Here is a 25,931-nt window from a genome sequence, read left to right as displayed (position 1 = left end):
TTCTCAGCCGACGTCGGGCCGCTACCCACGGACGCCCGGCTCCCGGAGCCGATCCGCACAGCACGTGATCCCCCCTCCACTGCTTGTCCGGCGGTACCCTGCCCGCATGCGCCTGCGCCAGGTCGTCCTCGACACGGAGGACGCCCGCGCCCTCTCCGCCTTCTACCTCGCCCTGCTCGGCGGCGAGTACCGCCCCGGCGACGAGCCGCCCGCGGACGGCTCGGACGACGAGGCGGAGTGGGTCGCGATCGTCACCGCCGACGGCGCGAAGCTCACGTTCCAGCGGGTGGCCGCCCTGCCGCGCGCGACCTGGCCGGAGGGGCCCGTCCCGCAGCAGCTGCACCTCGACTTCATGGTCGCGGACGCCGACGAGCTCGACCGGCAGAAGACCCGGGCGCTCGCCCTCGGCGCCGAGCTGATCGAGGACAGGAGCGACGACCCGGAGGAGGCGCTCCACGTCCTCGCCGATCCGGCCGGCCACTCGTTCTGCGTCTTCGTCGCGCCCGACTACCCGGCGGAGTAGGGGCGCGCGGCTTCAGCGAGTCGCACGCGTCGGATCACATGCCGGTGATCGTGACCGTCGTCGTCGCCGCGATCACCGCGGCTCCCGTGACGCTCGCGGCGGTTCCCGCGAGGACGGCGGCGGCCGCCGGCCCTGCCCAGTGCTGCGCCGCGAGCGACCGGATCGCCTGCCGGTCCGGGATGCCGGGCCTCGGCGAGAGCGCTCCGGCCGCGTCGAGCAGGCCGATGAGCGCCGCGTCCGACGGAAGGGGCGCCGTCCGAGCCGCGAGGACCTCGGCGACCCGGATCCGCAGCCGCTCGTCCTCCGCCGGCTCCACGGCGGCGACCCGCTCGAGGAGGGCGGCATGCAGCTCCCTCCGAGTGAGGCGGGCGATCCACCAGGAGACGCTGCGCGATGCTCGCTCCGCTGCGATCCACCCGAGTGCCCCGTCGAGCACGGCGTCCCCGAGCGCCGACCGCTCCGGCCCGAGGGCGACGACTCCGGCGTCCACCTCGACGCGCCGCTGGAGGGAGAGCTCCGCGAGGACGGAAGCGGCCAGGACGGTGTCGAGAGCGCCCGACGAAGCCGCGGGCCGCCCGTCGCTCCGCCGCAGCAGGAGGAGGAGAGCGACGGGGAGGGGCGGCTGCCCGGCTCCGGGGCGCGCAACGGCCGGCGGGGTGGTGGGAGAGGGCTGTTCCGTGGAGTTCCGTGTCGAGTCGTCCATCCCTCGAGCCTGGCGCCCGACCCGTCGAGACCGCATCCGCCGGGCGACGGGTCCTCCGTCGTCCGACCGATCGACCGGCCGGACCCGCCCGAGAGCCGAGGTCGCGCCCCGAAGCGGACCGCTCCTACGCCACATCGGGCGTCAGACCACCCCCGCCGCCGTCCCCGACACGATCAGGTCGGCGCGGTCGCGGGTGGCCTCGATCAGCAGCGCGTTCCGCCCGTCGACCTCGGAGGCCCAGGCGGAGGCCGCCTCGGGGGCGCGGCCGAAGGAGACGTGGCGGTCGACCAGGCGCTCGAAGCGCTCGGTCTCGGGAGTCGCGCAGAACCAGGCCTCGTCGAACTCGGCGCGCAGCAGCGCCCACGGGCCCTCGTCGACGAGGAGGTAATTGCCCTCCAGCACGACGAGCGACGCGGAGGGGTGCACGGCCAGCGCGCCGGCCACTCCCTCGTCGACGGTGCGCTCGAAGGTGGGCGCGTAGACGACGTGGTCGGTCTCGGCGCGCAGCCTCCGCACCAGGGCGAGGAAGCCCCAGCCGTCGAACGTGTCGAGGGCGCCCTTGCGGTCGTAGCGGCCGAGCTCGTCGAGCGTGGCGTTGGCGAGGTGGAAGCCGTCCATCGGCACGAAGGCGGCGGTCCCCTCCCCCGCGAGCTCGTTCGCGCGGGCGACCACGGCCCGGGCGAGCGTGGTCTTGCCGGCCCCGGGGCTGCCGGCGATCGCGACGATCGCGCGGCGGCCCGGCGAGGTCAGCGCGAGCGCGCGCCCGGCCAGCTCGTCGAGGCCGGGCCGCACCGCGTCGGGCGCGACCTCGGTCTCAGGCCTCGCCACGGCTGCTCTCCAACGCGTTCACCAGGAAGCCGTGGGCGTGGCGGGCGAGCGCGGGGCCGTCGTTCCAGAGGTTCCGCCACACGGCGAGGTCGTTCGAGAGGGTCGGCGAGACGACGGCCGACGAGAACGACTCGAAGGTGATGGGTCCGCGGTAGTCGATCGCGGCGAGGGCGTGGAAGAACGTCGTGAAGTCGAGGTGGCCGCTGCCGAGGTAGCCGCGGTGGTTCTCGCCGATGTGGACATACCCGAGACGATCCCCGACCAGCAGCACCGGGCGGAAGAAGTCGTCCTCCTCGATGTTCATGTGGTACGTGTCCAGGTGGATCAGGACGTTGTCGGCGCCGATGTCGTCGGCGAGGCGCAGGGCGTCCGCGGCGGTGTTGATGACGTTGGTCTCGTAGCGGTTGCAGATCTCGAGGCCGAGGGTCATGCCCTTCGTCGCGGCCTCCGCGGCGAGGTCGGTCAGCACCGAGACGACGTTCGCGCGGCCCGCGGCCGAGAGGGGCGCGCTGTACTTCCCGAGCGCGCTGTAGAGGGCGCCGGTGAAGTGGGTGCCGCCGAGCGCGTGGGTGGTCTCGAGGGAGTCGGCGAGCAGCTTCGCGCCGCGGGCCACCACCTCCGGGTCGTCGCTGGAGACGTCGGCCGAGAAGGCGAGGCCGCGCGAGCAGACGATGCCGAGGTCGTTCGCCTCGAGTGCGGCGCGGGCGGAGGCGGTGTCGAGGTTCTGCACGTCGTGCAGCGAGAGCTCCAGCAGGTCGAATCCGGCCGCCTTGGTCTGCTCGATCGTCGCGGTCACTTCGTCGGGGGTGGTGCCGCCGGCGAAGACGAGGGCGTGCACTCCGAGAGGGTTCGTGGTCATGGTGGTGCTCCTTGGTTCGAGAGGTTCAGGGGCGGCGTCGGGCCGCGGGGTCGGTGTCGAGCAGGTCCGCGAGGAACGCGTGGCCGGAGGTCGCGAGGGCGACGGGGTCGTGCCAGAGCTCGCGCCAGAGGCCCATGCCCTCGGCCGAGGCCGGGGGCTGGACGGCGGGCGAGAAGCTCTCGAGGGTCAGCGGTCCGCGGTAGCCGGAGTCGGCGAGCGCCGCCGCGAGCCCGGTCCAGTCGGTGCTCCCGGTGCCCAGCTCTCCGCGGTGGTTCTCGGAGGCGTGGAGGTAGCCGAGCAGGTCGCCGGCGTCGCGGACGGCGCTCGCGAGGTCGACCTCCTCGAGGTGGGCGTGGAACGTGTCGAGATGCAGGAGCACGTTCGGCGCGTCGAGCTCGCGGAGGAACGCGGCGGTCTGGGCGGCCGTGTTCAGCAGGTTGCTCTCGTAGCGGTTCACGTACTCCGCTCCGACGACGACGCCGGCGGGAGCGGCGGCCGCGGCGACCCTCCGCAGCACGTCGAGCGAGCGCGAGCGGGCAGCCATGTCGGCCGCGTGCTCGTACTTGCGCATGGCCGAGTAGGTGACTCCGCCGACGTACCGCGCGCCGATCGCCTCGGCGAACCGCACGGCCGCCAGGAGCCGCTCCTCGCCGCGGCCGGCCGTGGCCTGGTCGGTGATGTCGGAGTCGGCGTCCAGCGCGAGCGAGACGACCGCGTCGGTCCTGTGCTCGTCGAGCAGGTCGGCGGTCCACGCGGAGGCGTCGGGGTCGTCGGGAGCCGGGATCTCGATCAGGTCGAAGCCGATCGAGGCGGCGGCGCCGATCGAGGCGGCGGCGCCGATCGCGCGGCGCCCCGACTCCGGCGTCCAGTCGCCGACGAGCAGGCCCGCGTGGACCCCGATCGGCGACGAGCGCTCCGTGCTCCCGCGGTGCAGGAACTCGGGGCGCATCAGGCGGCCTTCGCGCCCGTGATCAGCGAGACGAGCTCGTCGCCGCTGGTCTCGGCGGTGCGGCGGCCGGCGACGGCGAGGCCCGCGCGCATCACCCACACCTGGTCGCTCAGGCGCATCACCTGGTCGAAGTTGTGGCTGATCAGCAGCACGGCCACTCCGGCGTCGCGCAGCTTGAGGATGATCTTCTCGACGCGCGCCGTCTCCTGGACGCCGAGCGCCGCGGTCGGCTCGTCCATGATCACGATCTTGCTGCCCCAGCCCGCGGCCCGGGCGATCGCGACCGCCTGGCGCTGGCCGCCCGAGAGGCGGCGGACCTTGCTGGTGACCGGCGGGACGTTCACGGCGAGGTCGCCGAGCAGCTCCTGGGCCGTCTTCTTCATCTGCGTCCGGTCCAGGAACCGCACCCCGGGCACGCCCTTGGTGAGCTCGCGGCCGAGGAAGAAGTTCTGCCACACGGTCAGGTCCTCGACCAGGGCGAGGGTCTGGTGCACCGTCTCGATGCCGCCGTCCCGCGCGCCGAGCGGAGTGGTGAAGTGCACCACGTCGCCGTCGAGGGTGATGGTGCCGGAGTCGGCGGGGTGCACCCCGGAGAGGCAGCGGACGAGGGTGGACTTGCCCGCGCCGTTGTCGCCGATCAGGGCGGTGATCTCGCCGCGGCGCATCGACATCGACGCTCCCTTGAGAGCGTGGACGCCGCCGAAGGACTTCTTGATGTCCCGCGCTTCGAGCAGGATGTCGCTGGTCATGGCTGGGCTCACTTCTTCTGGTAGCGGGTGATGAGGGCGGCGAGCACGACCACCAGGCCGACGGCGAGGGGCTGGTAGAACTGCGAGACGCCGAGCAGGGTCAGGCCGTTGGTCAGCGCGGTCAGGAGGAACGCTCCGATGATCGGGCCGACGATCTTGGCCTTGCCGCCGGTGAGGCTCACTCCGCCGAGTACGACGGCCGCGATGGAGTTGAGCAGGTACTGGGTGTTGATGGCCGGCTCCGCGGCGCCGACGCGGGCGACGAGGAGGAGCGAGCCGACTCCTGCGAGGACGGCGGCGATGATGTACACCGCGATGCGCACGCGTCCGGCCTTGATGCCGTTGGCGACCGCGCTCTCCTCGTTGCCGCCGACCGCCTGCACGTGCAGGCCGAAGCGGGTGCGGAACATGACGACCCAGGCGACGACTCCGATGACCGCGGCCAGGATGATCGGGTAGCCGATGATCCAGATCGAGCCGGTGGTGAGGCGGAGCAGCTCGGGGCTGCCGACCGTGATCGGCTTGCCGTCGGAGACGATCAGCGCGAGGCCGGTCGCCACCGAGAGCGTGCCCAGTGTCGCGATGAAGTCGGTGACCTTGCCCTTCGCGATCAGGAAGCCGTTGATCACTCCGATCAGCCCCGCGAAGAGCAGGGCCGCGAGCGCCGAGAGCCAGAAGCCCCAGCCGGCGCTCCAGCCGATGCCGAAGCCGACCGCTCCGACGGTCATCGTCGCCGAGATCGAGAGGTCGATGCCGCCGGTGGTGATGACGAAGGACTGGCCGATCGAGAGGATGACCAGGATCGCGGCGGCGACGAGCATCGCCTTGATGTTGCCGAGGCTGAGGAACGTCGGCGTCGCGATCGAGAACACGATCACCAGGGCGACGAGCCCGATCGGTGCGGCGTTCTCGGCCCAGAAGCTGAGCTGACGGAGGTTCGCCAGCAGCGGGGAGGCGCTGGCCGGGGGGCGGGCGGTGACTGAGGTCATGGTCGCTTCCTGGGTTGCCATGGGCGGGAGGTCCTACTTGCCGGGGACGAGCGCGGCGAGCGGGTTGTCGAACTCCTCGAACGGCTGGGGGAAGGCGCCGAGGGCCTGCTCCGCGGTCTCGGAGGTCACGAGCGCGGTGGGCGACTCGATCTCGGCGGGGATCTCCTCGCCGACGCCGACGGCCTCGCACGCCTGCACGCCGAGCTGGCCGATCGCGTAGGGGTACTGGGCGACGGTGGCGGTGAGGCCGCCGTCCTTCACCGACTGCAGCGCGTCCTCGTTGCCGTCGACGCTGACCACCTGGACGGAGCCGGTGAGGCCCGCGTTCTCGACGGCCTTGACGATGCCGAGGCCCATGTCGTCGTTCGCGGCGAAGAACGCCTTCACGTCGGGGTTCGCGGCGAGGATGTCGGTCGCCTTGGTCAGCGCGACCTCCCGCTTCCAATCGGCCGCGGCCTCCTGGACGACAGTGAGGTCGGAGCCGATCGCGGCGGTGAAGCCGTCGACGCGGGCGGCGCTGGTGACGTCTCCCGAGACTCCGCCGATGACGGCGACCTCGGAGCCGGCGGGCAGCTGCTGCAGGAGGAAGTCGCCGGCCTTGCCGCCCGCGGCCTCGTTGTCGGTGCCGATGTAGGTGGTGACGTCGAGGTTCGCGGCCTCGACCGCGTCGGGGTCGAGCGGGCTGTCGATGTTGACGATCGTCTTTCCGGTGGCGGAGGCGAGGGCCTGCACCAGGTTCGTGCCGCTGATCGGGTTGACGATGAGGCAGCCGAAGTCCTGGCCGGCGACGGTGGTGAGCTTGTCGGCCTGGCCGGTGGTGTCGCCGATGTCGGCGGCGGCCTGCACCGAGACGTCCACGGAGTCGTCCTTCGCGGTGTCCTCGATGCCGTTCTCCATCGCCTGGAAGAAGGGGTTGTCGAGGCCCTTGATGACCGCGGCGACCTTGGTCGATCCGGAGCCGCCGGCGGCCGTGTCGCCACCCGAGGCGCAGCCGGTGAGGAGGAGTGCGAGGGCGCCGACCGGTGCGAGAACCGGGAGGAGGCGGCGTGCTGTGCGGTTCATCGTCATCCTTGAGGATCAGTGGCACCACTGCGTGCCGGTGTGTGAAAACTACCGGGGCTTTCGCGTTACCGCAATACGAAAGTCGGGGAACTTCAGGTTTCCCGTCGGCAGGCATGTACGCTGACCGTGACAAGAGGGGGAGCGATGACGGGGTACTCCACCGGCGAGGCCGGTTCGCACGTGGCCGACGTCCTCGCGCTGTTCCGCGAGCAGGGCGAGGTCTCGCGCAACGCGGTGATGGAGCAGACGGGGCTCTCCCGCTCCACCGTCAACCAGCGCCTGGCGACCCTCGTGGAGCTCGGCCTGATCGCCCCCACCACCGGCGGCGAGTCGACCGGCGGGCGCCCCTCGAGCATGTTCGCGATGAACCTCGTCGGCACGGTGTTCCTCACCGCCGACATCGGGGCGAGCGGGTTCGTCGCCGCCGCCTGCGACCTGCGCGGCACCCCCCTCCGGCACGAGAGCGGCGTCGTCGACGTCTGGGAGGGACCGGACGCCGTGCTCTCGCTCGTGATCGCCGCGTTCGAGCGGCTGCAGCAGGGCGACGCGGTCGCCGGCATCGGCGTCGGAGTCCCGGGGCCGGTCGAGTTCGCCGCCGGGCGCGTGCGCAACCCGCCGATCATGACCGGCTGGGACGACTTCGACATCGCCGGCTACTTCGCCGAGCCGTACGAGGGCGTGCAGGTCGTCATCGAGAACGACGCGAACGCCCGCGCCCTCGCCGAGTCGCGCCACCACGGCTCCGACAACCTGATCAGCCTGAAGCTCGGCACCGGCATCGGCTCGGGCCTCGTCTTCAACGGAGCGACGATCCGCGGAGCCGTCGGCGCGGCCGGCGACATCGGCCACACCCGCGCGGTCACGGGCACGGTCGACGCGGATCCGCTGCCCTGCCGCTGCGGCAACGCCGGCTGCGTGGAGGCGTACGCGAGCGGCTGGGCCCTCGTCCGCGACCTCTCGGCCGACGACCCCTCGATCAAGCACGTCGCCGACGTCACGGCCCGCGTGCTCCGCGGCGACATGCGCGCCACCCAGGCGGTGCGCCAGGCCGGCCGCGTCCTCGGCGAGGCGGTCGCCGACCTCGTCAACATCCTCAACCCGCGGACCATCGTGATCTCGGGCCAGCTCGGCGACTGCGGCGAGGTGCTGATGTCGGGCCTGCGCGAGCGCGTCTACCTGCGCACCCACCCGCTCGCCACGCGGCACCTGACCATCCACACGTCGGACCTGGGCGAGCTGGCGGGCGTGATCGGCCTCGCTCTGACGACCGCCGACCAGGTCTTCAGCCGCGAGCGCTTCGACCGCGAGGCGAGCGCCGAGAGCCCCCCGCGCGGCGAGCGCCGAGAGCCCCCGCGCGGCGGCCGCCGCGAGCTGAGCGGGAGCGGGTTCAGTGACGCAGGGTCGCGGTGATCCGGCAGAGCACCTGGACGTGGGACGGGGCCTCGGGGTTCACCTTCTCGGCGATCGCCTCGACCTCCCATCCGGACGCCATGAGCGCGGCGACCTCACCGCACAGCCAGTCCGGCACCCATCCGATCCGCTCGCCGGACACCGAGGCCACCTCGTAGGCCTCCGGGTTGCGGAGGTTCGAGGCGTCGGGCACGAGGACCAGCCCGTCGCCCTGCTCGAGAGGCAACACCGGAAGCGGGAGCTCGGCCCGATGGCGGACTCCCGACACGAAGAAACGACTGATGAGGGTCTGCGCGGTGCGGAGAGGCTTCTCCACGACATGGAAGGTGTCGGTCGCTCGCGCCGCGCCGGTCCGGACCATGATCTCGACGGGCAGGTCGGGGGACGCCGCCTCGAGACCGAGCCACCCCAGGTACTCCTCGTACGAGCCGCGCTCGGACGACATCACCCTGTTGGCGAAGAACGGCGGAAGGGACGAGCTCCGGTACTCCGCGTCCACACGGGGGAACTCCGCGAGCGGGAAGAAGTCCTCGTCGGCGACAGCCGCCGGCTCGTACCGGAAGAGGAAGCCGTCGACCCCGACGGACAGCACCGCCGCGCGGAGGAACCGGCGAGTACGAGGGTTCTGCCAGACGAGCAGCAGCTCGCGGACACCAGGGGTCGGACGCGGCGCCGGTCGATCAACGAGGAGAGTCATCGAGGATCCTCCTCCGTGTCGCTGCCAGCAGTCCTTCCGTGAAACTAGCGCACGTCTCCGACATCAGGGTCGGAGGAACCGCCGCGAGGACCTCGAGGACCGCAGAGGGATCGACCGCTCGGAGCCGAGCAGGCCAGAACGCCTGCGCCTCCGGAGAGGCCGCCGCGAGGGCCTCCGCTGCGAGGTCGACCAGCAGCGGTCTCCCGGCGAAATGGTGACTCCTTCCTCTCCGCACCCACCGGTCGAAGAGAGCCTCATCGGCGAGGCAGGCGGCGCGCTTCTCCTCGGTCTCCTGGAATCCGAGGGCGTTGCCGTGATCGAACGAGGGCGAGAGGGTCCGATGACCGCGTCCGGCGATGACGGCCCAGTTCTCGTCGTGTCGATCCCGTCCAGCTACCCAGGCATCGAACAGCAGGTAGCCCGCCCACACGTCGAAACCGCTCAGTCCGGCGACGGCGTCGAAGCCTGCAGGAGCGTCGACGCCGTCGAGAGCACGTCTCACCGCATCGACGGTGTAGCGGTCGTTGGCCGCCTCCGAGCGTGGTCGTAGTGGCGATCGGAGTGGCGCAGCAGGCTGTTCCCGATCTCGAGGCTCTGCATCTGCTCGCGCTCGATGACGTTCCTCGACATGATTCCGCGCCGACCGCCCACCGTCGCAGGTCGGATCTCCGCGCACGGGACGTCGAGCATCCGCGCGAGATGGAACGACACCCACTCCGCCCAGTCCTCACCGCGGGTCTCGTCTCCTCGCTGGCGGGCGAACTTGAAGAGCCACAGATCGCCGTCGGCGACGAGCCAGAACTTCTCCTTCGTCCCCATCGGCTCGTCCGACCACCCCTCGTCGAAGGCGCGCTCGATGGTCGTCGACTCCCACTTCGGCTGCATCCGGTCACGGTAGCCCGCGTGCTGCCGGCCGCGGCGGTCCTGTCGCGTCTCGCGGCCGCGACCCCCTCCGCCCCGCGCACTGTTACGCCCGGCGACGAAGGGTTACGCCGGGCGACGCGGGCCGGGACGGGCGGGCCCGCGGTGCTCCATCATCGTGTCCGGGACGACGCGGAGAGGCCGCGGCCGCCCGACCCGTCCGAAGGAACGCGATGATCCGGCTCGAGCAGCTCAGCAAGTCGTACGGTCCGGCGACCGTGCTCGACCGCCTAAACTTCTCGGTCGCGACCGGCGAGATCTTCGCCGTCGTCGGCCCGAGCGGTGCGGGCAAGAGCACGCTCGCCGCCTGCGTGAACCTCCTGGAACGGCCCACCTCGGGCACGGTCGTCGTCAACGGGGAGGCGCTCTCGCAGCTCTCGGAGGAGCGGCTGCGCGTCGCCCGCCGCCGCATCGGCACCGTCTTCCAGTCCGACGGACTCTTCAGCCGCCGCACGGCCGAGCAGAACGTGGCCCTTCCGCTGGAGTACCTCGGCGTCACCGCCGCCGAGACGAAGCGCCGCGTCGCGGAGCTGCTCGAGCGCGTCGGCCTCTCGGACCGCGCGCGCTACTACCCGCACCAGCTCTCCGGCGGTCAGCGCCAGCGCGTCGGCATCGCCCGCGCGCTCGCCCTCCGCCCCTCGGTGCTGCTCTCGGACGAGGCCACCTCGGGCCTCGACCCCGCCTCGACCACCGCGATCACCACGCTCCTGAAGGAGCTGCGCGACGACCTGGGCCTCTCGATCCTCTTCATCACCCACGAGATGGAGACGGTGCGCCAGGTGGCCGACTCCGTCGCCCGCCTCGACCACGGCCGCATCGTGGAGTCGGGGCGCCTCGTCGACCTGCTGCGCGACCCCGCGTCCCCGCTCGGCCTCGCCCTCAACCCGGTGCGCCCCTCCGTCGCGCCCGGCCCGGGTCTGGGCGAATGGGTGGTGGGCTACTCCCGCTCCGGAGTGCCGACCGACTGGGTCACCCGGCTCGCGGAGGCGGTCGGCCCGGTCGCGCTGCTCGGCGCGGCGATCGAGACGGTGGACGGGCAGGCGGTCGGCCACGCGACGATCGGGCTCGGCCCGGTCGACGAGGCGCGGCTCACCCGTGCGGCGGCCGAGCTCGGCCTGTCGGTCCGGCCCGCCGGCGTGCGCGTCCTCGCCGAGGAGGTGGCGGCGTGATCCTCCACCTCGACAACAAGGTCCCGCTCGAGCAGATCCCCGCGCTGGTGCTGCCGGCGCTCGGCGAGACGCTGATCATGGTCGGCATCGTCATGGCGATCGTGGTGCTGGTCGGCGTGCCGCTGGGCGCTCTCGTGCACAACCTCGCTCCGGGCGGGCTGGCCGAGAACCGGGCCGCGCACCAGGTGCTCAGCGCCGTCATCAGCGTCGGCCGCTCGCTGCCGTTCCTCATCCTGATGGCGTCGATCATGCCGTTCACGCGCCTGATCACCGGCACCAACATCGGGATCGCGGCCGCCGTCGTGCCGATGTCGATCGCGGGGATCGCCTTCTTCACCCGCATCGTCGAGAACGCGCTGCGCAGCGTGCCGCTCTCGCTCACCCGCGTCGCCCGCGCCTCCGGAGCGTCGCGGCTGCAGGTGGTGCGGACCGCCCAGCTGAGCGAGGCGGTGCCGCAGATCATCGGCGGCCTGACGATCAACACGATCGCGATGATCGAGTACTCGGCGATCGCCGGCACGATCGGCGCCGGCGGCATCGGCTACGTCGCGGTGACCTACGGCTACCAGCGCTTCGACACCACCGTCATGCTCGCCACCATCGTGATCCTGGTCGCCACCGTCGCGACCGTGCAGCTCACCGGCGACGCCCTCGTCCGCGCGACCACGCCCGGCGCCTCCCGCTCGCGGCGAGCGCCGCGGGTCGCGGCCGCCGTCTAGAACCACCACTCCTCCTCCTGCGCCCTCGGGCGCCCCTCCCGCGCGCCCGCGCACCCCCTCTTCGAAAGGCACCGCCATGTCCACTCCCGACGACCTCGGATTCGATCTCAAGAAGAAGCGCCGCTGGCCCTGGATCGCCGGAGCGGCCGTCGTCGTGGTCGGCGTCGCCTCCGCGATCGCCGTCCCGCTCCTCTCCCCCGCCGTCTCGGCCAACGAGCAGGAGGGAGCGACGCTCTACGTCGCGACCGCCGAGGGCAACGCCTCCGAGCAGGCCCTGGTCGACTTCGTCGCGAAGGAGGTGGCGCCGCGCTACGGCATCACCGTCGCCTTCAAGGGGCTCTCGGACAGCAACACCATCAACCGCGCGGTGAGCGAGGGCGAGGTCGCGGCCACGGTCTACCAGCACAAGCTCTGGCTGGGACAGGTGCTCGAGGCCAACCCCGACTTCGAGGAGGAGGCGGCCACCCCCGTCTTCCGCTGGGGCTTCGGGCTCTGGAGCGACAAGTACTCCGACGTCTCCCAGATCCCCGACGGCGGCACGGTCTCGCTCTACTCCGACCCCGCCAACGAGGCGCAGGGCCTCTGGCTGCTGCAGAACGCCGGCCTGATCACGCTGAAGCCGGGCACGGAGCCGGGCACCGCGACCCAGGACGACATCGCCGAGAACCCGAAGAACCTGCAGTTCACGCTGCTCGACTTCGCCGCCCAGTCGCGCGCGCTGCCGGACCTCGACGCGGCCGTCGGCTACACCGAGTACTACCTCGCCGCCGGCATCCCGATCGAGCAGCAGATCTTCGCCCCGCAGGCCCCCGACGACTTCGCCGGGCAGCTCACCATCGGCTCGAAGTACCGCGACACCGAGAACGTGAGGAAGCTCGTCCAGGCCTTCCAGGACCCGGCCGTGCAGGAGTTCCTCGCCACGGACGAGACGGTGAAGGGGATCCTGCTGCCGATCGACGGCTGAGCAGGGCCGGAGCGACGGGGTCGCCTGAGGAGTCGCGCGCGGCTTCTCGGGCGACTCGGCGTCTGCGGACGTAGCGTGGGCTCATGAACACGTTCACTCTCCACAACGGTGTCGAGATCCCCGCCCTCGGACTCGGCGTCTTCCAGACTCCGCCCGACGAGACCCGCGCCGCCGTCGCCGCCGCGCTCGACGCGGGGTACCGGCACATCGACACGGCGGCGGCCTACGGCAACGAGCGCGAGGTGGGCGAGGCGATCGCCGGCCGCGACGACGTCTTCCTCGAGACGAAGGTGTGGATCAGCGACTACGGCTACGACGAGACGCTGCACGCCTTCGACAAGAGCGCGAGCAAGCTCGGCGTCGAGCGGATCGACCTGCTGATCCTGCACCAGGCCCTGCCCGAGGCCTTCGACCGCACCCTCGACGCCTACCGGGCGCTCGAACGGCTGCTCGCCGACGGGAGGGTGCGGGCGATCGGCGTGAGCAACTTCATGGTCGAGCACCTCACCCGCCTGCTCGCCGAGACCGACGTCGTCCCCGCGGTGAACCAGCTCGAGGTGCACCCGTACTTCCAGCAGCGGCGGGTCGAGCGCTTCGGCTGCGAGAACGACATCCTCACCCAGGCCTGGTCGCCGATCGGCGGCATCACCGCCTACCGCGACTCCCCGCGCCGCAGCTTCGACGACCCGGTGCTCCTCGAGCTCGGCGCCAAGTACGGGAAGACGGCCGCGCAGGTGATGCTGCGCTGGCACCTGCAGGAGGGCCGCCAGGTCATCCCGAAGTCGACCCGCCCCGAGCGCATCGCCGAGAACATCGACGTGTTCGACTTCGCGCTCTCCGGCTCGGAGCTCGCCCGCATCGACGCCCTCGAGGCCGGCGTGCGCGGCGGACCGGAGCCCGAGGCCGTGACGCTGGAGGCGTACGGCCGCGACATCCCCGAGGCGTGAGGAAGGCGCCCGCGACGGGAACACCGGAGCCGTCGCGGGCGTTGCCCTCACCATGAGCGTTCCCCTCTCCATCCTCGACCTCGCCCCCATCGCCCCCGGTGAGACCGCTCGCGACAGCTTCGCCGCCTCCGTCGCCCTGGCCCAGGAGGCCGAGCGGAACGGCTACCGCCGCGTCTGGTACGCCGAGCACCACAACATGGCGAGCATCGCCTCCAGCGCGACCTCGGTGCTCATCGCGCACGTCGCCTCGCAGACCTCCACGATCCGCCTCGGCTCCGGCGGCGTCATGCTGCCGAACCACTCCCCGCTCACCATCGCCGAGCAGTTCGGCACCCTCGAGACGCTGCACCCGGGACGGATCGACCTCGGACTCGGCCGCGCCCCCGGCAGCGACCAGGCGACCTTCCGCGCGCTCCGCCGCGACCCCGACTCCTCCGAGCGCTTCCCGCAGGACGTGCTGGAGCTGCAGGCGTTCCTCGCCGGCGAGTCCCGCATCCCCGGAGTGAGCGCGACGCCGGGCGCCGGCACCCGCGTCCCCCTCTACATCCTCGGCTCCTCGCTCTTCGGCGCGCAGCTCGCGGCCGCTCTGGGCCTGCCGTACGCGTTCGCCTCGCACTTCGCTCCGGACGCGCTGCACCAGGCCGTCGCGGAGTACCGCCGCGGCTTCCGCCCCTCCGAGCAGCTCGACGCGCCCTACGTGATCGCCGGGATGAACGCCATCGCCTCCGACACCGAGGAGGACGCGCAGGAGCAGTTCGCGCAGATGAAGCGCGCCCGCCTGATGATGCTGCTGCGCCAGAGCGGACAGATCCCCGTCGGCCAGACCTTCGACGATGAGGAGCTCGACGCCCTGCTCAGCGCCCCGATCGGCGCCCACGTCGCGAGCATGACCACCTACACCGGTGTCGGCACCGGCGACCAGGTGGCCGACTACACCGCCGACTTCGCCCGCTCCGCCGACGCCGACGAGGTCATCGTCGCCCACGCGTCGCTGCAGACGGAGGCGCGCCTGCGCTCGGTCGCGCTCCTCGCGCAGTCGAACGCGCGCGTCGCCGCCTGACGGGCGGCCGAGTCCGTCGACGCCGCCGCACGGGCCCGTGCGCGACCGGGGCCGCGCATCGGCGGGCGTGCGGCGCGCATCGGCGGACTCCTGTGAAAGTGAGCCTCTAACGGGGGCCACCTCACAGGGAGTAACCCCGGGAGGAGCGCGTCCGCGGTGCCAGGCTGAGCCCTGTGTCGACGATGACGGGCGAGCGGCGTGAGCCCGGGGACGGCCCTGCGCGGTCAGCGGCCCTGCTGCTGCGGGTCTGCGCGGGCGACCGGACCGCCTTCCGGCAGCTCTACTCGCTCACCGCGGGCAGGGTCGTCTCCGTCGCGGACGCCGTGCTCGACGACCGCGCCGCCGCCGAGGAGGTCGCGCAGGAGGTCTACCTCGAGCTCTGGCGCACTGCGCGCTCGCTCGACCCGGGACGTCCCGTCCTCGCCTTCCTGGCCCAGGTCGCGCACCGCCGGGCCGTGGACCGTGCCCGTGCGGACCGGTCGGCGCGGCGCCGGGAGCTGCAGTACACGGTCCTCGACCGGCCGCGCGATCGCGAGTGGGAGCGCTCGGACGTCCGGCTCGCCCTGGCGCCCGCGGCCGGCGCGATCCGGCAGCTCGCCGCCATCCACCACGACGTCCTCTACCTCGCCTACGTCCGCGGGTACAGCCACTCCGAGATCGCGGAGGAGCTGTCGATCCCGCTCGGCACCGTCAAGACCCGGCTGCGCGACACCCTCATCCGCCTGCACACCCACCTGCAGTCCGCCGGGCCGACGGACCCGGACGGCGGACCGGGACGGCGCATCCGGCACTGACCGATGGCGCGAACGCCTCTGCGCCACCGGGGTCGCACGCCTCAGGACCGAGTCCGGCCCGCTCAGCCCGCCCGCGTCGCGCCCGAGACCGCGAGCCCGACGATCACCGTCAGCACCGTCGTCCACAGTGCGATCGCGACGCCCTGCCAGAGCAGGATCCGCCCGCGGCCGACTCCGGCGCCCGCCAGCATCACCGCGGTGAAGTGCGTCGGGAGCAGCAGCGGCCCCAGCAGGCTCACGCCCGGGACGCCGTAGCGGGTGAAGGCCCGCTGGAACTTCTCGCGCCGCGGAGTCGTCCGCTTCGCCTCCGAGCGGCCCGTGATCGCCGAGCGGACGCCGGTGCCCAGCAGCACGAGCAGCGCCACGCAGACGAAGTTGCCGATCGCCCCGGCGAGCCCGGCGACGACCGGGTGGATGCCGCCGATGATCCCGATGCTCGCCGCTCCCTCGCCCTCGATGAAGGGGACGGCCCCGGCCGCGGCGACGACGAGGGGCTGCACGAGCTCGGGAACGCGGCCGATCAGGTCCTGGAATCCGAGGATCGCGTCGCTGATGATCGTCATGGTCGTGCCTTCCGGTTCGTGGCCCCGGCTCTCGGGACTCCTCCATCCGACCGTGTCCGCGCCCGACGCGGCAGTGCCGCCGGGTCACCGCGTCCCGGGAGGATCGGCGGCCCGAGGGGTGACAAGTGTCATGGTCGTAGCCTGGGCCGCATGGTGAACTCGACCGAGGCGGATCCGCCCGTGCGCGCGGGCCGCGGCGTCGCCGTGACCTGGTGGTACACCCTCGCGTCGGCCGCCTCCTTCGTGGTGATCGTCCTGGCCGTCTGGTCCGTGGCGGTGCTGAGCGCCGAGGCCGAGGAGTGGCGGAAGGGCGCCTACTTCCTGGGCGCGGCCGCCTGGGTCGCGGTGTTCTCGCCGACCGCGCTCGCGTACCGGCGCGCCGACCGCGAGGGCCCGGTGCGCCTCCGGGCTGTGCCGACCCTGGTCTTCTGCCTCGGAGTGGCGGCCGCCGCGCTCACCGGCACGGCCGCCGGGAGCCTCGCGCTCGGGCTCTCGCTCGCCGCGACCCTGGTCGCCGTGCTGCCCTGGCAGAGCGGGGTGCGGCTCCGGGTGATGGTGCTCTGCACGATCGTCCTCGCGGTCGCGGCGGTGCTCGAGCAGACGCGAGCGGCGCCGGACGCGTCGGCCGCGCTCTCGACCCTCCTGCTGTTCGCGACGCTGCTGCCCCTGACGGTCGTCAGCGCGCTGTGGTGGTGGGACATCGTCCGCGAGCTCGACCGGGCGCGCGCCGCCGAGGGCCGACTCGCCGCCGCCCAGGAGCGCCTGCTGCTCGCCGGCGACGTGCACGACCTCCAGGGCCACCACCTCCAGGTCATCGCGCTGCAGCTCGAGCTCGCGGAGCGCCTCCTCGGCAGCGACCCGGAGGCCGCTCTCGAGCAGCTGCGCGCCGCCCAGCGCTCGGTCGACGGCGCCCGCACCGGCACCCGCGAGCTCGCGACGCGCTTCCGCAGCGTCCCGCTCGTCGACGAGCTGGCCAACGCCGCCGACCTGCTCCGCTCGGCCGGGCTCCGCGTCGAGCTCGAGGTCGACCCGGCGGCGTCCCACGCGCCGGCGGAGACGCTCGGGCCGGTGGTCCGCGAGACGACGACGAACATCCTCAAGCACGGCGGCGGCTCCAGCGCGCGGCTGCGGCTCGCGCGGGAGCAGGACGAGTGGCGGTTCGAGGCGGTGAACGACCTGGCACCGGACGCGGAGGAGGCGGACGGGACCGGCTCGGGCGTCCTCGGCATGGCGGAGCGGGTCGAGCGGGCGGGCGGGACGCTGCGCGCCGGGGCGGTCCGCCGCTCCTTCGAGCTGGACGCGCGCCTGCCGGTGGGGAGCGACTCGTGATCCGGGTGCTGATCGCCGACGACGAGGACATGATCCGCACGGCGCTGGCCGCGCTCCTCCGCCTCGAGGAGGACCTCGAGATCGTGGGCGAGTGCCGCGACGGCGAGCAGGCGGTCGCGGAGGCCCTGCGCCTGCAGCCCGACGTGTGCCTCTTCGACGTCGAGATGCCCGGGCTCGACGGGATCGAGGCGGCGGAGCGGCTGCGCCGGGTCTCGGCGACGCGCGTCGTGGTCGTCACCCGGCACGCGCGGCCGGGGGTCCTGCGGCGAGCGCTCGGAGCGGGCGTCAGCGGTTTCCTGCCGAAGTCGCGCCGGGTCGAGGACGTCGCCGAGGTGATCCGCCAGGTCGCGAGCGGACGCCGCTACGTCGATCCGGAGATCGCCGCCGACGCCCTGGCGAGCACGCGCAGCCCGCTGACCGACCGCGAGCTCGACGTGCTCAGCGCCGGCTCCCGCGGCGAGACGATCGGCGAGATCGGCGCGGCGCTGCACCTCTCCTCCGGCACCGTCCGCAACCACGTCTCGTCGATCCTCCGCAAGCTCGACGTCGACACCCGCCAGCGCGCGGTGATCGAGGCCCGCGAGCGCGGCTGGATCTGAGCGAGGCGCCGCAACGGCAGCCACTCCGCAGGAGTCGTCGCACTCGCGCTCGAGTGCGACGACTCCTGCGTTCTCGCGAGCGGTGCCTGTCAGGCCGTCGGCGTCCAGATCCGCATCGTCGACGGTCCGCGGTTCGCCCAGCGGTGGTACGGCCGGAACTCCGCCTCGAAGCGGCGCCCCTCCTCCACCGGCACGGAACCGTAGGGCCAGCCGGGAGCCGCCTCCCGCGCCACGAGGGACACGCGCGCTCCCTCCGCCGTCACGACGGGCGGCACCGAGGCGTCGACCGCGATGTGCTCGGTGTCCAGGCCCTCTGGCAGGTCGAGCGACTCGATCGCCAGCACGAACGGCCCGCGCTCGAGGGCGACCTGGCCGCGCACCGCGTCGATCCGGGGGTGCGGGGCGACGAAGCGGGCCGTCATCGGCAGCGAGAGCCGCACGGTGTCGCCGGCGGAGAACGCCCGGCGGACGGTGACGGTCGGCGTCGAGACCGGCTCGCCGTCGAGCAGCGCCGAGCCCCGCGCGAACGGAGGGACCCGCAGCGTCAGCGCGAACTCCGCGTCCTCGAGGATCCGCACGACGATCTCGCCGTCGGCCGGGTACTCCGTCTCGACGCGCAGCGCGACGCCTCCGGTGCGCACCTCGTACGCGCCGTACTGGTGGAGTTGCACCCCGTCGTCGGTGGCGGTCGCGAAGCCGAGCTCCACGCTCGCCATGGTGCGGGCGGTGTTGGTCGGGCAGCACGAGACCCAGAACCAGGGCGCGCGGAGGCTGGACTGCGCGCGGTCGGTTTCGCGCGACTCGTCCGGTGCCACTCCGTCGACGCGCTGCTGCAGCGTGTTCGTGTAGAAGAAGGCGCGGCCGTCCTCGCGGGTCGCGGGGAGCACCGCGTTCAGCAGCGTCCGCTCCATCAGGTCCGCGTAGCGGGGCTCGTTCGAGCCGAGCAGGAGCCGCCAGCTGAGCATCGTGGAGCCGATCGCCGCGCAGGTCTCGGCGTAGGCGCGGTCCGGCGGCAGCTCGTAGTCGGCGCCGAACGCCTCGTCCTGGTGGTGCGAGCCCATCCCGCCCGTGACGTAGGTGCGCCGCTCGACGGTCGCCTCCCACTGGCGGCGGACCGCCTCCTCCAGCTCGGCGTCGCCGGTCTCGACCGCGACATCGAGAGCCCCGGAGGCGAGGTAGAGGGCCCGCACCGCGTGGCCGCGCAGCACCTCCGCGTCGCGCACGGGCACGTCGTCCTGGAAGTACTCGGCGCCGAACGCGATCGGCTTCAGCGTCCCCGTCCCGCGCCGCTCCACGAACAGGCGGGCCAGCTCGAGGTAGCGCTCCTCCCCCGTCGCCCGCGCCAGCTCGGCGAGCGCCGGCTCGATCTCGGGGTGGCCGCACACGGCGACCCTCCCCTCGGGCCCGAACTCGCGGTGCACGTGGTCGGCGAGCCGTCGGGCGACCTGCGGCAGGAGGTCGTCGTGCCCGGTGCGGAGCCGCGCCACGGCGGCCTGGATCAGGTGCCCGAAGCTGTACAGCTCGTGGCCCCACTCCAGGTCGGAGTAGCGCGCACGCTGGCCGGGCCGGCCGAAGCTCGTGTGCAGGTAGCCGTCCGGGTCCTGGGCGGAGGCGACCCGCGCGACGAGGTCGTCGTACCGCTCCTGCAGCCCGGCGTCGTCGCTCCGGCCGAGCTCCCAGGCCATGGCCTCGAGGAGCTTGTAGACCTCGGAGTCCACGAACTCGATGCCCGCGTGCGCGTCGCCGCTCTCCGCGGACGAGATCGAGCCGTCGGCCGCGCGGTCGAAGTTGCCGGCCCAGCCGACGCGCTCGATCCACGAGCGGCAGTGCTCGATGACGGCGGAGGAGTTGAGGTCCTGGTAGTGCTTCCAGAAGCCGCCGGTGAGGCGGATCTCGTCCTGGCGGAGCGGCCGGAGCACGCTCCGCGAGGGGGCGACCGGGCCGCCGAGGGCGGTGGCGGTGGGGGCGGTGAGGGTCACGGTGTCTCCTTGGAGGGACGGGTCAGTCCTTGACGGCGCCGGCGGTGACTCCCGCCGAGACGTACCGCTGGGCGACGACGAGGAGGACGGCGGCCGGGAGCGAGGCGACCACGGCGGTCGCCATGATCGAGTTCCACTCCTGGTTGTTGTTGCCGATGTACTTGTAGATGCCGAGGGTGATCGGCTGGAGCTTCCCGCCGCTGTCGAGCGTCGAGGCGAAGATGAAGTCCGACCAGGCCCAGAGGAACGCGAACAGCGAGACGGTGACGACGGAGTTGCGGCTGATCGGCATGATCACCGAGGTGAAGGTGCGCCAGGCGCTCGCTCCGTCCATCCGGGCCGCCTGGGTGAGCTCGTCGGGGATCCCCGACATGAAGGCCGTGAAGATCAGCACGCCGAACGGCACCGCGATGGTGGAGTCGGCCACGATCAGGCCCGGGATCGAGTTGAGCAGCCCCAGGTTGAGGTAGATGGCGTAGAAGCCCATCGCCATGATGATCGCCGGGATCATCTGCGCGATCAGCAGCACGAACGAGAGGGCCTGACCGCCGCGGGGCCGCAGCTTCGCCAGCGAGTAGGCGGCGGGAGCGGCGATCGCCACGGTCAGCAGCACCGTGCCCAGGCCGACGACGAGGCTGGTGCCCAGGTAGGGCAGCTGCTCGCTCAGCACCGCCTGGTAGCCGGTGAACGTGGGAGAGAACGGGAACCAGTCCGGCGGATCCTTCCGCATCGAGCCGGTCGGAGTGAGGGAGACGTTGATCATCCAGTAGACGGGGAACAGCATGACCGCCGTGAGGGCGATCCCGACCACCGTCAGGTACCAGGGGCGGCGGGCGGTCACGAGTCGGCCTGCTTCCGCTGGACCCGGATGTACACGAGGCCGAAGACGAGGGCCAGGATGATCAGCAGGTTGCCGACGGCCGCGGCCGGTCCGAAGTCGGGCAGCATCGAGCCGAAGCCGAGCTGGTACGTCCAGGTGGCGAGCGTGGTCGAGGAGTCGGCGGGGCCGCCCTTCGTCATGATCCAGATGATGTCGAACACCTTCAGCGTGTAGACGAGGCCGAGCAGGATCGTGATCGCCGACACCGGCCGCAGCAGCGGCAGCGTGATCCGCCAGAACTGCTGGGCGCCGGTCGCGCCGTCGAGCGAGGCCGCCTCGTAGAGGTCCTGCGAGATGTTCTGCAGGCCGGAGTAGAGGATCACCAGGTTGAACGGGATGCCGATCCAGATGTTCGCGATCAGGACCGCGATCAGCGAGGTGGTCGGCGAGGTGAGCCAGTTGATCTGGCCGATCCCGAACGACTCCAGGAACGCGTTCACGATGCCGGAGTCGCTGTTGAGCATCCACGACCAGGTCGACGCCGAGACGATCAGCGGCAGGAGCCACGGCACCAGGAACAGCGCCCGGAGCGTGCTCGCCAGCGGGAAGCGGCGGTAGAAGAACACGGCGAGCGCCAGCCCCAGCGTGAACTGGAAGAGGAGCGAGACGCCGGTGAAGACCGCCGTGTGCAGCAGCGCCGGGCCGAAGGTCGCGTCCTGGAACACCTGGACGTAGTTGTCGAACCAGACGAAGGGTGCGTTCCCCTGCACGAACGAGCGGACCGTGTAGTCCTTCAGGCTCAGCTCGAGGTTGCGGTAGAGCGGGAACGCGTAGAAGACGAGCAGGTAGGCGACGAGCGGGGCGAGGAACGCCCACGCGACCAGACGGCCGCCCTCGGGGCGCCGGCGGCGCCGACGGCTCTCGGCGGCCGGGGCGGGCGTGGCCGGCGGCTCGGTGCCGCGCCGCAGGAGGCGGGCGGTCTCGGTGGCAGTGGTCATGGTCTCTCCCGTCCCTCCGGCCGGTGCGCGGAGCACCGGCCGGAGGGACCTCGTTCGGGGAGCGGGAGCCCCCGGTCGTCCTACTTCGTGGCGGATTCGGCGGCCGACTGGGCGGCCTTCAGGGCGTCCTCGGGAGACTGCGAGCCGCTGAGCACGGTCTGCACCGCGCCCCACAGCTGCTCCGAGATCTTCGGGTACTTCGTGCCGAGGTCGTCCGAGGTGCGGCCCTTCGCGGCCTGCACGGCGGTGACCCACGGCTCGAGGTCGGCGTTGCCGGCGACCTGCTCCTGCTGCGCCTCGGCCGTCGGCGCGATGTACGAGAGCGTGTTGTCGGTCGTGACCAGGCTCTCCGTCGAGGTCAGGCACTCGGCGATCTTCTTCGAGGTCTCGTAGCGCGCCGTGTCCGACTGCACCGGGAGGGTGAGGAACTCGCCTCCGGTCGGTGCGGGGGCCGCTCCGCCGTCCTTCGACGGGATGGTCAGGACGCCGTAGTCGATGCCCGAGGCCTTCGCGTTGGCCAGCTGCCAGGTGCCGTTCTCGCCGAACGCGTACTCGCCGGTCTCGAACTCCTGCCAGCTCGTGGTCTGCGTGTTGCCGATCACGGAGTTGGGCGCGTAGCCCTTCTCGAGCCAGTCGCTCCAGAGCGAGACGGCGTCGACCGCGGCGGGCGAGTCGAGGTCGGTCAGCTCGGCGCCGGAGCCCCAGAACCACGGCAGGAACTGGAAGGTCCCCTCCTCCGTGCCGATGCCGGAGAACGTGATGCCCTTGCCGCCGGAGGCGGTGACCTTCTCGAGCGCGTCGGTCAGCCCGGCCCAGTCCGTGATGGAGGCGGCGTCCACGCCGGCCTTCTCGAGCACGGCCTTGTTGTAGTACAGCGCGAGCGTGTTGGCGCCGATCGGCACGCCGAAGGTGTCGCTGCCGGTCCGGCCGGCCGCGAGGATGTTCGCGTCGATCCCCTCGGTGGAGAGCCCGGACTCGGCGGTCGTGGTCAGGATGCCCGACTCCGCGAGCGTCGAGACCACGGGGTTGTCGACGAGCAGGAGGTCGGGCGAGTTGCCCTGCTGACCGGCGAGCAGCGCCTTGTTGGTCAGGTCGGTGGTGTCGTAGCCGGTGCGCTCGACGGTGACGCCGGCCTCGGTCCCGCAGGAGTCGATGAGCTTCGCCCAGTCGGACGACTCGTCGAACTGGGGGTACGGGTCCCAGAACGTGTAGCTGCCTCCCGCGGCGGAGCCGGAGTCTCCCCCGGAGCCGCTCGCGCAGCCGGTCAGTGCGGCGGCGGCCGTCCCCAGCAGGACGGCGGCGGCGAGGCCCCGAGCGTGCTTCCTCGTCTTCACGGATGATCCCTTCGTCGTTGACGGATTCCTCGGCAGTCGTCCCGAATGTCTGCGCCGGGCCGAAACTACTTTCTGTCGGGTAAACCTAGGCAGGGGCGGTCAGCGCGTCAAGAGATGCGACCTTTTCGGTCTTTTCGGTTTTTCGCCGGAGTCGTGCGAGGATCGACGCGGCGGCCCGCCGGGCCCGGAACGGAGGCGCGGTGCCACCACGCAAGCCCACCGGCACCATCACGCTCACCGACGTGGCGGCCGCCGCCGGCGTCTCGATCGCCACCGCCTCCAAAGCGCTCAACGGCCGCGACCAGGTGCGCGCCGAGACCCGCCAGCGCGTGCTGGACGCCGCCGAGGCCCTCTCCTTCACCCCGAACCCGTTCGCGCAGGCCCTCAACTCCCGGCGCACGGGCACCATCGGGATGCTCACGAACGACCTCGACAACCGCTTCGTGCTCCCCGTGCTGCTCGGCGCCGAGGACGCGTTCGGCGCCGGATCGACGTCAGTGCTCCTCTGCGACGCCCGCGGCGACTCGATCCGCGAGCAGCACCACATCAAGAATCTGCTCGCCAAGCGCGTCGACGGGATCGTGGTGCTCGGCCGGACGACCAACCCGCGCCCTTCGATCACGCGCACCATCCCGGTGCCGGTCGTCTATGCCTACGCGCCCTCGGAGGATCCGCGCGACTCCTCCTTCACGCCCGACAACGTGCAGGCCGGCGTCCTCGCCGCCCGCCACCTGATCGAGCGCGGACGGACGAGGATCGCCCTCGTCAACGGCGAGCCGAGCTACACCGCCGCGCACGACCGCGCCCGGGGCGTCGAGCAGGCGCTGACGGAGGCGGGGCTGCCGCTGGTCGGCGGCGGCGTCCTCTTCGGGCAGTGGTCCGAGAGCTGGGGCCGCCAGTGCGCCGAGACGCTGCTGCGCGCGCATCCGGACCTCGACGCGATCATCTGCGCGAGCGACCAGATCGCCCGCGGCACGCTCGACCACCTGCGCGAGACCGGCCGGCGGGTGCCGCAGGACGTGGCCGTCGTCGGCTTCGACAACTGGGACCTCCTCGTCGAGGCCGCCCGCCCGCCGCTCTCGAGCATCGACATGATGCTCGACACGCTCGGCCGCGCCGCCGCGGAGGAGCTCTCGAACGCGATCCACGGACGTCCGACCGCAGGCGTGCAGGCCATGCCCGTCCGCTTCGTGCCGCGGGAGTCCTCCGGCTGACGCCCCCGCCCTCCGCGAGAACGCGGAGGACACCGCCTGCTCAGCGGTGCCCCGACGCTCGGAGCGGCGTCTCGACGCACGAGCGGGCCTGCGCGCATCGGCGAGGACACCCGAGAGACGGGCGGAGCGGGATCGTGGGCGCAGACGTGCGCCGGACCCCTCGGGAGTCCGGCGCACGGCCTGGCGGTGATCAGCTGCCGATGATCAGCCGGAATCAGCTGCCGGTGCGCTCACCGCGGCGTCGGAGGGTGAGGAGCATCAGACCGCCGCCGACCAGGGCGAGCAGGCCCAGCACTCCGGCGGTCGCCGTCGCTGCGGCGTCCACTCCGGTCGAGGCGAGAGCCGGACCGCGGGGACCGTTCGACCCGGACACGGGAACGACCGCGGCGTGGGAGGGCGCCGGTCGCGGCGCTGTGGTCGCGGTCGGAGTGGGCGAGGCCGTGGGCGTCGCGGTCGGCGTGGTGGTGGGAGTCGCCGTCGGAGCCACGGTCGGCGTCACCGTCGGCGTGGTCGTCGGCGTGACCGTCGGGGCCACGGTGGGCGCGATCGTCGGCGTCACCGTCGGAGTAATGGTGGGGGTCACCGTCGGGGTGACGGTGGGAGTCACGGTCGGCGTGACAGTGGGCGTGACCGTCGGAGCCACGGTGGGCACGACGGTCGGCGTCACGGTCGGCGTGATGGTCGGGGTCACCGTCGGAGTGACCGTGGGCGTCACCGTCGGAGTGACCGTGGGCGTCACGGTCGGCGTGACTGTCGGGGTCACGGTCGGCGTCACGGTCGGCGTGAACGTCGGCGTCACGGTCGGCGTGACCGTCGGCGTCACGGTCGGCGTGACCGTCGGCGTCACGGTCGGCGTGACCGTCGGCGTCACGGTCGGCGTGACCGTCGGAGTCGCCGTCGGCGACGATCCGCCGTCGGAGGGCTCGCAGCCCGGCTCGGTGAAGTCGTTGGAATCGAGCGTGACCGCTCCCGTGCGGGCCAGTGCGCGGCCCTCGACGGAGACGCCCGTCGTCACCGTGATCGAGACCGAGGCGAGCACGGAGCCCACGAAGTCCGAGTCGGTGCCGAGAGTCGCGGAGCTGCCGATCTGCCAGTAGACGTTGCAGGCCTGCGCTCCGTTGATCAGGGCCACAGTGCTCGACGACGCCGTCGTCAGCGTCGACGCGGCGCGGATCACGAAGACCGCCTCGTTGACGCCCTCGGCGTCGAGCGTGAGCGTCCCCGTCGCTCCGACCGGTCCGGCCGCGGTGTACACCCCGGGCTTCAGCGTGCTGCCGCCGATCTCGGCGTCGACCTGCGCGGTCGTCGCCTGCGAGGCGAGCTGTCCGTAGGCGGTGCCCACGTCGGCCTGGGCCTGAGCCGCCTCCGCGTCTCCGCGGTGGATCACTCCGTCCGTCCGTCCGGGCGGGAACCCGGTGACGGCGGTCAGCGGGCTGAGCCCGACGCTCTGGTCCAGGACGCTCGACCCCGTGTTCGTCACGGTCGACGCGGCCAGGACCGAGTAGTCCTCCGCCGTGCCGAGGTCGGAAGCAGTGGCCGCCTGCGCCGAGACGCCGGCGAAGAGCGCGGCGCCGACGACGGCGAGGACGACACCCGTCCCGATCGCCCCTCTTCTGCGGTTCTGCCGATGACGGCGGAGCGAGGTACGAGAGGACACGTGCGGCATGAGGCCAGCGATCTGCCCACGTCAGCGTGAGCTCAATAACCCGAGGTGGGAGGCTCGAACCGTGGGTCGCGCTCCTCGCCCGCGTC

General features: G+C 72.3%; 27 protein-coding genes. 11 read left to right on the top strand and 16 right to left on the bottom strand.

Features of this window, described 5'->3' with window-relative positions:
• Nucleotides 1–106 precede the first annotated feature (106 nt).
• Nucleotides 107–523, top strand: a complete 417-nt coding sequence (locus C5B95_RS04295; protein ID WP_104348559.1) for a VOC family protein — start codon at nt 107–109, stop codon at nt 521–523.
• A 34-nt stretch (nt 524–557) separates the two neighbouring features.
• Here C5B95_RS04295 and C5B95_RS04290 read toward each other — a convergent pair whose 3' ends face one another.
• From C5B95_RS04290 to C5B95_RS04260, 7 genes are all read right to left on the bottom strand, one after another.
• Complete coding sequence (locus C5B95_RS04290; protein ID WP_181067994.1) at nt 558–1,226, bottom strand: GPP34 family phosphoprotein; 669 nt, start codon at nt 1,224–1,226, stop codon at nt 558–560.
• A 141-nt stretch (nt 1,227–1,367) separates the two neighbouring features.
• On the bottom strand, nt 1,368–2,054 hold the full coding sequence (locus C5B95_RS04285) for a nucleoside/nucleotide kinase family protein (protein ID WP_219813814.1): 687 nt from the start codon (nt 2,052–2,054) through the stop codon (nt 1,368–1,370).
• On the bottom strand, nt 2,041–2,913 hold the full coding sequence (locus tag C5B95_RS04280; RefSeq protein WP_104222717.1) for a sugar phosphate isomerase/epimerase: 873 nt from the start codon (nt 2,911–2,913) through the stop codon (nt 2,041–2,043). Before C5B95_RS04280 ends, C5B95_RS04285 begins: the two co-directional genes overlap by 14 nt.
• A gap of 25 nt (nt 2,914–2,938) precedes the next feature.
• Entirely contained in the window at nt 2,939–3,862 is a 924-nt protein-coding gene (locus tag C5B95_RS04275; protein WP_104348557.1) for a sugar phosphate isomerase/epimerase, read from the bottom strand.
• Complete coding sequence (locus C5B95_RS04270) at nt 3,862–4,611, bottom strand: ATP-binding cassette domain-containing protein (RefSeq protein ID WP_104222715.1); 750 nt, start codon at nt 4,609–4,611, stop codon at nt 3,862–3,864. The genes C5B95_RS04275 and C5B95_RS04270 overlap by 1 nt, the downstream gene beginning before the upstream one ends.
• Nucleotides 4,612–4,619: 8 nt before the next feature.
• On the bottom strand, nt 4,620–5,600 hold the full coding sequence (locus tag C5B95_RS04265; RefSeq protein ID WP_104348556.1) for an ABC transporter permease: 981 nt from the start codon (nt 5,598–5,600) through the stop codon (nt 4,620–4,622).
• A 33-nt stretch (nt 5,601–5,633) separates the two neighbouring features.
• On the bottom strand, nt 5,634–6,662 hold the full coding sequence (locus C5B95_RS04260) for a substrate-binding domain-containing protein (RefSeq protein ID WP_104348555.1): 1,029 nt from the start codon (nt 6,660–6,662) through the stop codon (nt 5,634–5,636).
• Between the two features lie 144 nt (nt 6,663–6,806).
• Between C5B95_RS04260 and C5B95_RS04255 the strand changes: the two genes are divergently transcribed.
• The gene (locus tag C5B95_RS04255) at nt 6,807–8,072 is read left to right on the top strand and encodes an ROK family transcriptional regulator (protein ID WP_104348554.1); all 1,266 of its coding nucleotides are present in this window, start codon (nt 6,807–6,809) and stop codon (nt 8,070–8,072) included.
• On the opposite strand, the gene C5B95_RS04250 is transcribed toward C5B95_RS04255, so the two are convergent.
• Genes C5B95_RS04250 through C5B95_RS04240 form a run of 3 tightly spaced genes read right to left on the bottom strand, consistent with a single transcriptional unit; the run spans nt 8,050 to nt 9,654 of the window.
• Nucleotides 8,050–8,769, bottom strand: coding sequence for an HIRAN domain-containing protein (locus C5B95_RS04250; RefSeq protein ID WP_146076482.1), 720 nt, complete (start codon nt 8,767–8,769; stop codon nt 8,050–8,052). The two genes, C5B95_RS04255 and C5B95_RS04250, sit on opposite strands and share 23 nt — an antisense overlap.
• Nucleotides 8,753–9,271 (bottom strand): hypothetical protein, encoded by a 519-nt coding sequence (locus C5B95_RS04245; RefSeq protein WP_104348552.1) that lies wholly within the window; start codon nt 9,269–9,271, stop codon nt 8,753–8,755. Before C5B95_RS04245 ends, C5B95_RS04250 begins: the two co-directional genes overlap by 17 nt.
• Nucleotides 9,268–9,654 (bottom strand): hypothetical protein, encoded by a 387-nt coding sequence (locus C5B95_RS04240; protein WP_104348551.1) that lies wholly within the window; start codon nt 9,652–9,654, stop codon nt 9,268–9,270. Before C5B95_RS04240 ends, C5B95_RS04245 begins: the two co-directional genes overlap by 4 nt.
• Nucleotides 9,655–9,863: 209 nt before the next feature.
• Here C5B95_RS04240 and C5B95_RS04235 point away from each other — a divergent pair, with 209 nt between their 5' ends.
• From C5B95_RS04235 to C5B95_RS04210, 6 genes are all read left to right on the top strand, one after another.
• Nucleotides 9,864–10,859, top strand: a complete 996-nt coding sequence (locus C5B95_RS04235) for a methionine ABC transporter ATP-binding protein (protein WP_104348550.1) — start codon at nt 9,864–9,866, stop codon at nt 10,857–10,859.
• The gene (locus tag C5B95_RS04230; RefSeq protein WP_104222708.1) at nt 10,856–11,578 is read left to right on the top strand and encodes a methionine ABC transporter permease; all 723 of its coding nucleotides are present in this window, start codon (nt 10,856–10,858) and stop codon (nt 11,576–11,578) included. The genes C5B95_RS04235 and C5B95_RS04230 overlap by 4 nt, the downstream gene beginning before the upstream one ends.
• A 76-nt stretch (nt 11,579–11,654) precedes the next feature.
• A complete protein-coding gene (locus C5B95_RS04225; protein ID WP_104232971.1) occupies nt 11,655–12,542 on the top strand; it encodes a MetQ/NlpA family ABC transporter substrate-binding protein in 888 nt (295 codons plus the stop codon).
• An 83-nt stretch (nt 12,543–12,625) separates the two neighbouring features.
• Nucleotides 12,626–13,489 carry an aldo/keto reductase gene (locus C5B95_RS04220; RefSeq protein WP_104348549.1) on the top strand — a complete coding sequence of 288 codons (864 nt, stop codon included), beginning with the start codon at nt 12,626–12,628 and terminating at the stop codon, nt 13,487–13,489.
• Between the two features lie 52 nt (nt 13,490–13,541).
• The gene (locus C5B95_RS04215; RefSeq protein ID WP_104237741.1) at nt 13,542–14,549 is read left to right on the top strand and encodes an LLM class flavin-dependent oxidoreductase; all 1,008 of its coding nucleotides are present in this window, start codon (nt 13,542–13,544) and stop codon (nt 14,547–14,549) included.
• 182 nt (nt 14,550–14,731) lie between these two features.
• Nucleotides 14,732–15,343 (top strand): sigma-70 family RNA polymerase sigma factor, encoded by a 612-nt coding sequence (locus tag C5B95_RS04210; RefSeq protein WP_258059816.1) that lies wholly within the window; start codon nt 14,732–14,734, stop codon nt 15,341–15,343.
• Nucleotides 15,344–15,405: 62 nt separating this feature from the next.
• On the opposite strand, the gene C5B95_RS04205 is transcribed toward C5B95_RS04210, so the two are convergent.
• The gene (locus C5B95_RS04205; RefSeq protein ID WP_104348547.1) at nt 15,406–15,906 is read right to left on the bottom strand and encodes a small multidrug efflux protein; all 501 of its coding nucleotides are present in this window, start codon (nt 15,904–15,906) and stop codon (nt 15,406–15,408) included.
• Between the two features lie 150 nt (nt 15,907–16,056).
• On the opposite strand from C5B95_RS04205, the gene C5B95_RS04200 reads away from it, so the two are divergent.
• Both C5B95_RS04200 and C5B95_RS04195 read left to right on the top strand, forming a co-directional pair.
• Nucleotides 16,057–17,235, top strand: coding sequence for a sensor histidine kinase (locus C5B95_RS04200; RefSeq protein WP_104348546.1), 1,179 nt, complete (start codon nt 16,057–16,059; stop codon nt 17,233–17,235).
• Nucleotides 17,232–17,834: a response regulator transcription factor gene (locus C5B95_RS04195; protein ID WP_104222701.1), complete on the top strand. Its 603-nt coding sequence runs from the start codon at nt 17,232–17,234 to the stop codon at nt 17,832–17,834. The genes C5B95_RS04200 and C5B95_RS04195 overlap by 4 nt, the downstream gene beginning before the upstream one ends.
• An 89-nt stretch (nt 17,835–17,923) precedes the next feature.
• On the opposite strand, the gene C5B95_RS04190 is transcribed toward C5B95_RS04195, so the two are convergent.
• The 4 genes from C5B95_RS04190 to C5B95_RS04175 all read right to left on the bottom strand — a co-directional run bounded on the left by C5B95_RS04190 (nt 17,924) and on the right by C5B95_RS04175 (nt 22,965).
• Nucleotides 17,924–19,813 (bottom strand): glycoside hydrolase family 127 protein, encoded by a 1,890-nt coding sequence (locus C5B95_RS04190; protein ID WP_104348545.1) that lies wholly within the window; start codon nt 19,811–19,813, stop codon nt 17,924–17,926.
• A 22-nt stretch (nt 19,814–19,835) separates the two neighbouring features.
• The gene (locus tag C5B95_RS04185; protein ID WP_104222699.1) at nt 19,836–20,654 is read right to left on the bottom strand and encodes a carbohydrate ABC transporter permease; all 819 of its coding nucleotides are present in this window, start codon (nt 20,652–20,654) and stop codon (nt 19,836–19,838) included.
• The gene (locus tag C5B95_RS04180) at nt 20,651–21,631 is read right to left on the bottom strand and encodes a carbohydrate ABC transporter permease (protein ID WP_104348544.1); all 981 of its coding nucleotides are present in this window, start codon (nt 21,629–21,631) and stop codon (nt 20,651–20,653) included. The genes C5B95_RS04185 and C5B95_RS04180 overlap by 4 nt, the downstream gene beginning before the upstream one ends.
• A gap of 80 nt (nt 21,632–21,711) precedes the next feature.
• Complete coding sequence (locus C5B95_RS04175) at nt 21,712–22,965, bottom strand: extracellular solute-binding protein (RefSeq protein WP_104348543.1); 1,254 nt, start codon at nt 22,963–22,965, stop codon at nt 21,712–21,714.
• Between the two features lie 200 nt (nt 22,966–23,165).
• Here C5B95_RS04175 and C5B95_RS04170 point away from each other — a divergent pair, with 200 nt between their 5' ends.
• A complete protein-coding gene (locus tag C5B95_RS04170; protein ID WP_104237753.1) occupies nt 23,166–24,179 on the top strand; it encodes a LacI family DNA-binding transcriptional regulator in 1,014 nt (337 codons plus the stop codon).
• Nucleotides 24,180–24,393: 214 nt separating this feature from the next.
• Here C5B95_RS04170 and C5B95_RS17810 read toward each other — a convergent pair whose 3' ends face one another.
• Nucleotides 24,394–25,836 carry an ice-binding family protein gene (locus C5B95_RS17810; RefSeq protein WP_258059790.1) on the bottom strand — a complete coding sequence of 481 codons (1,443 nt, stop codon included), beginning with the start codon at nt 25,834–25,836 and terminating at the stop codon, nt 24,394–24,396.
• Nucleotides 25,837–25,931 lie beyond the last annotated feature (95 nt).

Origin of the sequence: Rathayibacter sp. AY1A7 (assembly GCF_002930845.1) — a bacterium.
GTDB lineage: Bacteria > Actinomycetota > Actinomycetes > Actinomycetales > Microbacteriaceae > Rathayibacter.
The sequence above is the reverse complement of the archived record's forward strand: the minus strand, read 5'-3'. Positions and strand labels throughout refer to the sequence as shown.

What these genes read in the sequence shown, in the direction of transcription:
- C5B95_RS04235 (WP_104348550.1), top strand. Translation starts at nt 9,864, where the DNA reads ATGATCCGGCTCGAGCAGCTCAGCAAGTCGTACGGTCCGGCGACCGTG.
- C5B95_RS04265 (WP_104348556.1), bottom strand. Translation starts at nt 5,600, where the DNA reads ATGACCTCAGTCACCGCCCGCCCCCCGGCCAGCGCCTCCCCGCTGCTG.
- C5B95_RS04255 (WP_104348554.1), top strand. Translation starts at nt 6,807, where the DNA reads ATGACGGGGTACTCCACCGGCGAGGCCGGTTCGCACGTGGCCGACGTC.
- C5B95_RS04250 (WP_146076482.1), bottom strand. Translation starts at nt 8,769, where the DNA reads ATGACTCTCCTCGTTGATCGACCGGCGCCGCGTCCGACCCCTGGTGTC.
- C5B95_RS04215 (WP_104237741.1), top strand. Translation starts at nt 13,542, where the DNA reads ATGAGCGTTCCCCTCTCCATCCTCGACCTCGCCCCCATCGCCCCCGGT.
- C5B95_RS04240 (WP_104348551.1), bottom strand. Translation starts at nt 9,654, where the DNA reads ATGCAGCCGAAGTGGGAGTCGACGACCATCGAGCGCGCCTTCGACGAG.
- C5B95_RS04270 (WP_104222715.1), bottom strand. Translation starts at nt 4,611, where the DNA reads ATGACCAGCGACATCCTGCTCGAAGCGCGGGACATCAAGAAGTCCTTC.
- C5B95_RS04220 (WP_104348549.1), top strand. Translation starts at nt 12,626, where the DNA reads ATGAACACGTTCACTCTCCACAACGGTGTCGAGATCCCCGCCCTCGGA.
- C5B95_RS04260 (WP_104348555.1), bottom strand. Translation starts at nt 6,662, where the DNA reads ATGAACCGCACAGCACGCCGCCTCCTCCCGGTTCTCGCACCGGTCGGC.
- C5B95_RS04225 (WP_104232971.1), top strand. Translation starts at nt 11,655, where the DNA reads ATGTCCACTCCCGACGACCTCGGATTCGATCTCAAGAAGAAGCGCCGC.
- C5B95_RS04290 (WP_181067994.1), bottom strand. Translation starts at nt 1,226, where the DNA reads ATGGACGACTCGACACGGAACTCCACGGAACAGCCCTCTCCCACCACC.
- C5B95_RS04210 (WP_258059816.1), top strand. Translation starts at nt 14,732, where the DNA reads ATGACGGGCGAGCGGCGTGAGCCCGGGGACGGCCCTGCGCGGTCAGCG.
- C5B95_RS04295 (WP_104348559.1), top strand. Translation starts at nt 107, where the DNA reads ATGCGCCTGCGCCAGGTCGTCCTCGACACGGAGGACGCCCGCGCCCTC.
- C5B95_RS04180 (WP_104348544.1), bottom strand. Translation starts at nt 21,631, where the DNA reads ATGACCACTGCCACCGAGACCGCCCGCCTCCTGCGGCGCGGCACCGAG.
- C5B95_RS04205 (WP_104348547.1), bottom strand. Translation starts at nt 15,906, where the DNA reads ATGACGATCATCAGCGACGCGATCCTCGGATTCCAGGACCTGATCGGC.
- C5B95_RS04275 (WP_104348557.1), bottom strand. Translation starts at nt 3,862, where the DNA reads ATGCGCCCCGAGTTCCTGCACCGCGGGAGCACGGAGCGCTCGTCGCCG.
- C5B95_RS04200 (WP_104348546.1), top strand. Translation starts at nt 16,057, where the DNA reads ATGGTGAACTCGACCGAGGCGGATCCGCCCGTGCGCGCGGGCCGCGGC.
- C5B95_RS04280 (WP_104222717.1), bottom strand. Translation starts at nt 2,913, where the DNA reads ATGACCACGAACCCTCTCGGAGTGCACGCCCTCGTCTTCGCCGGCGGC.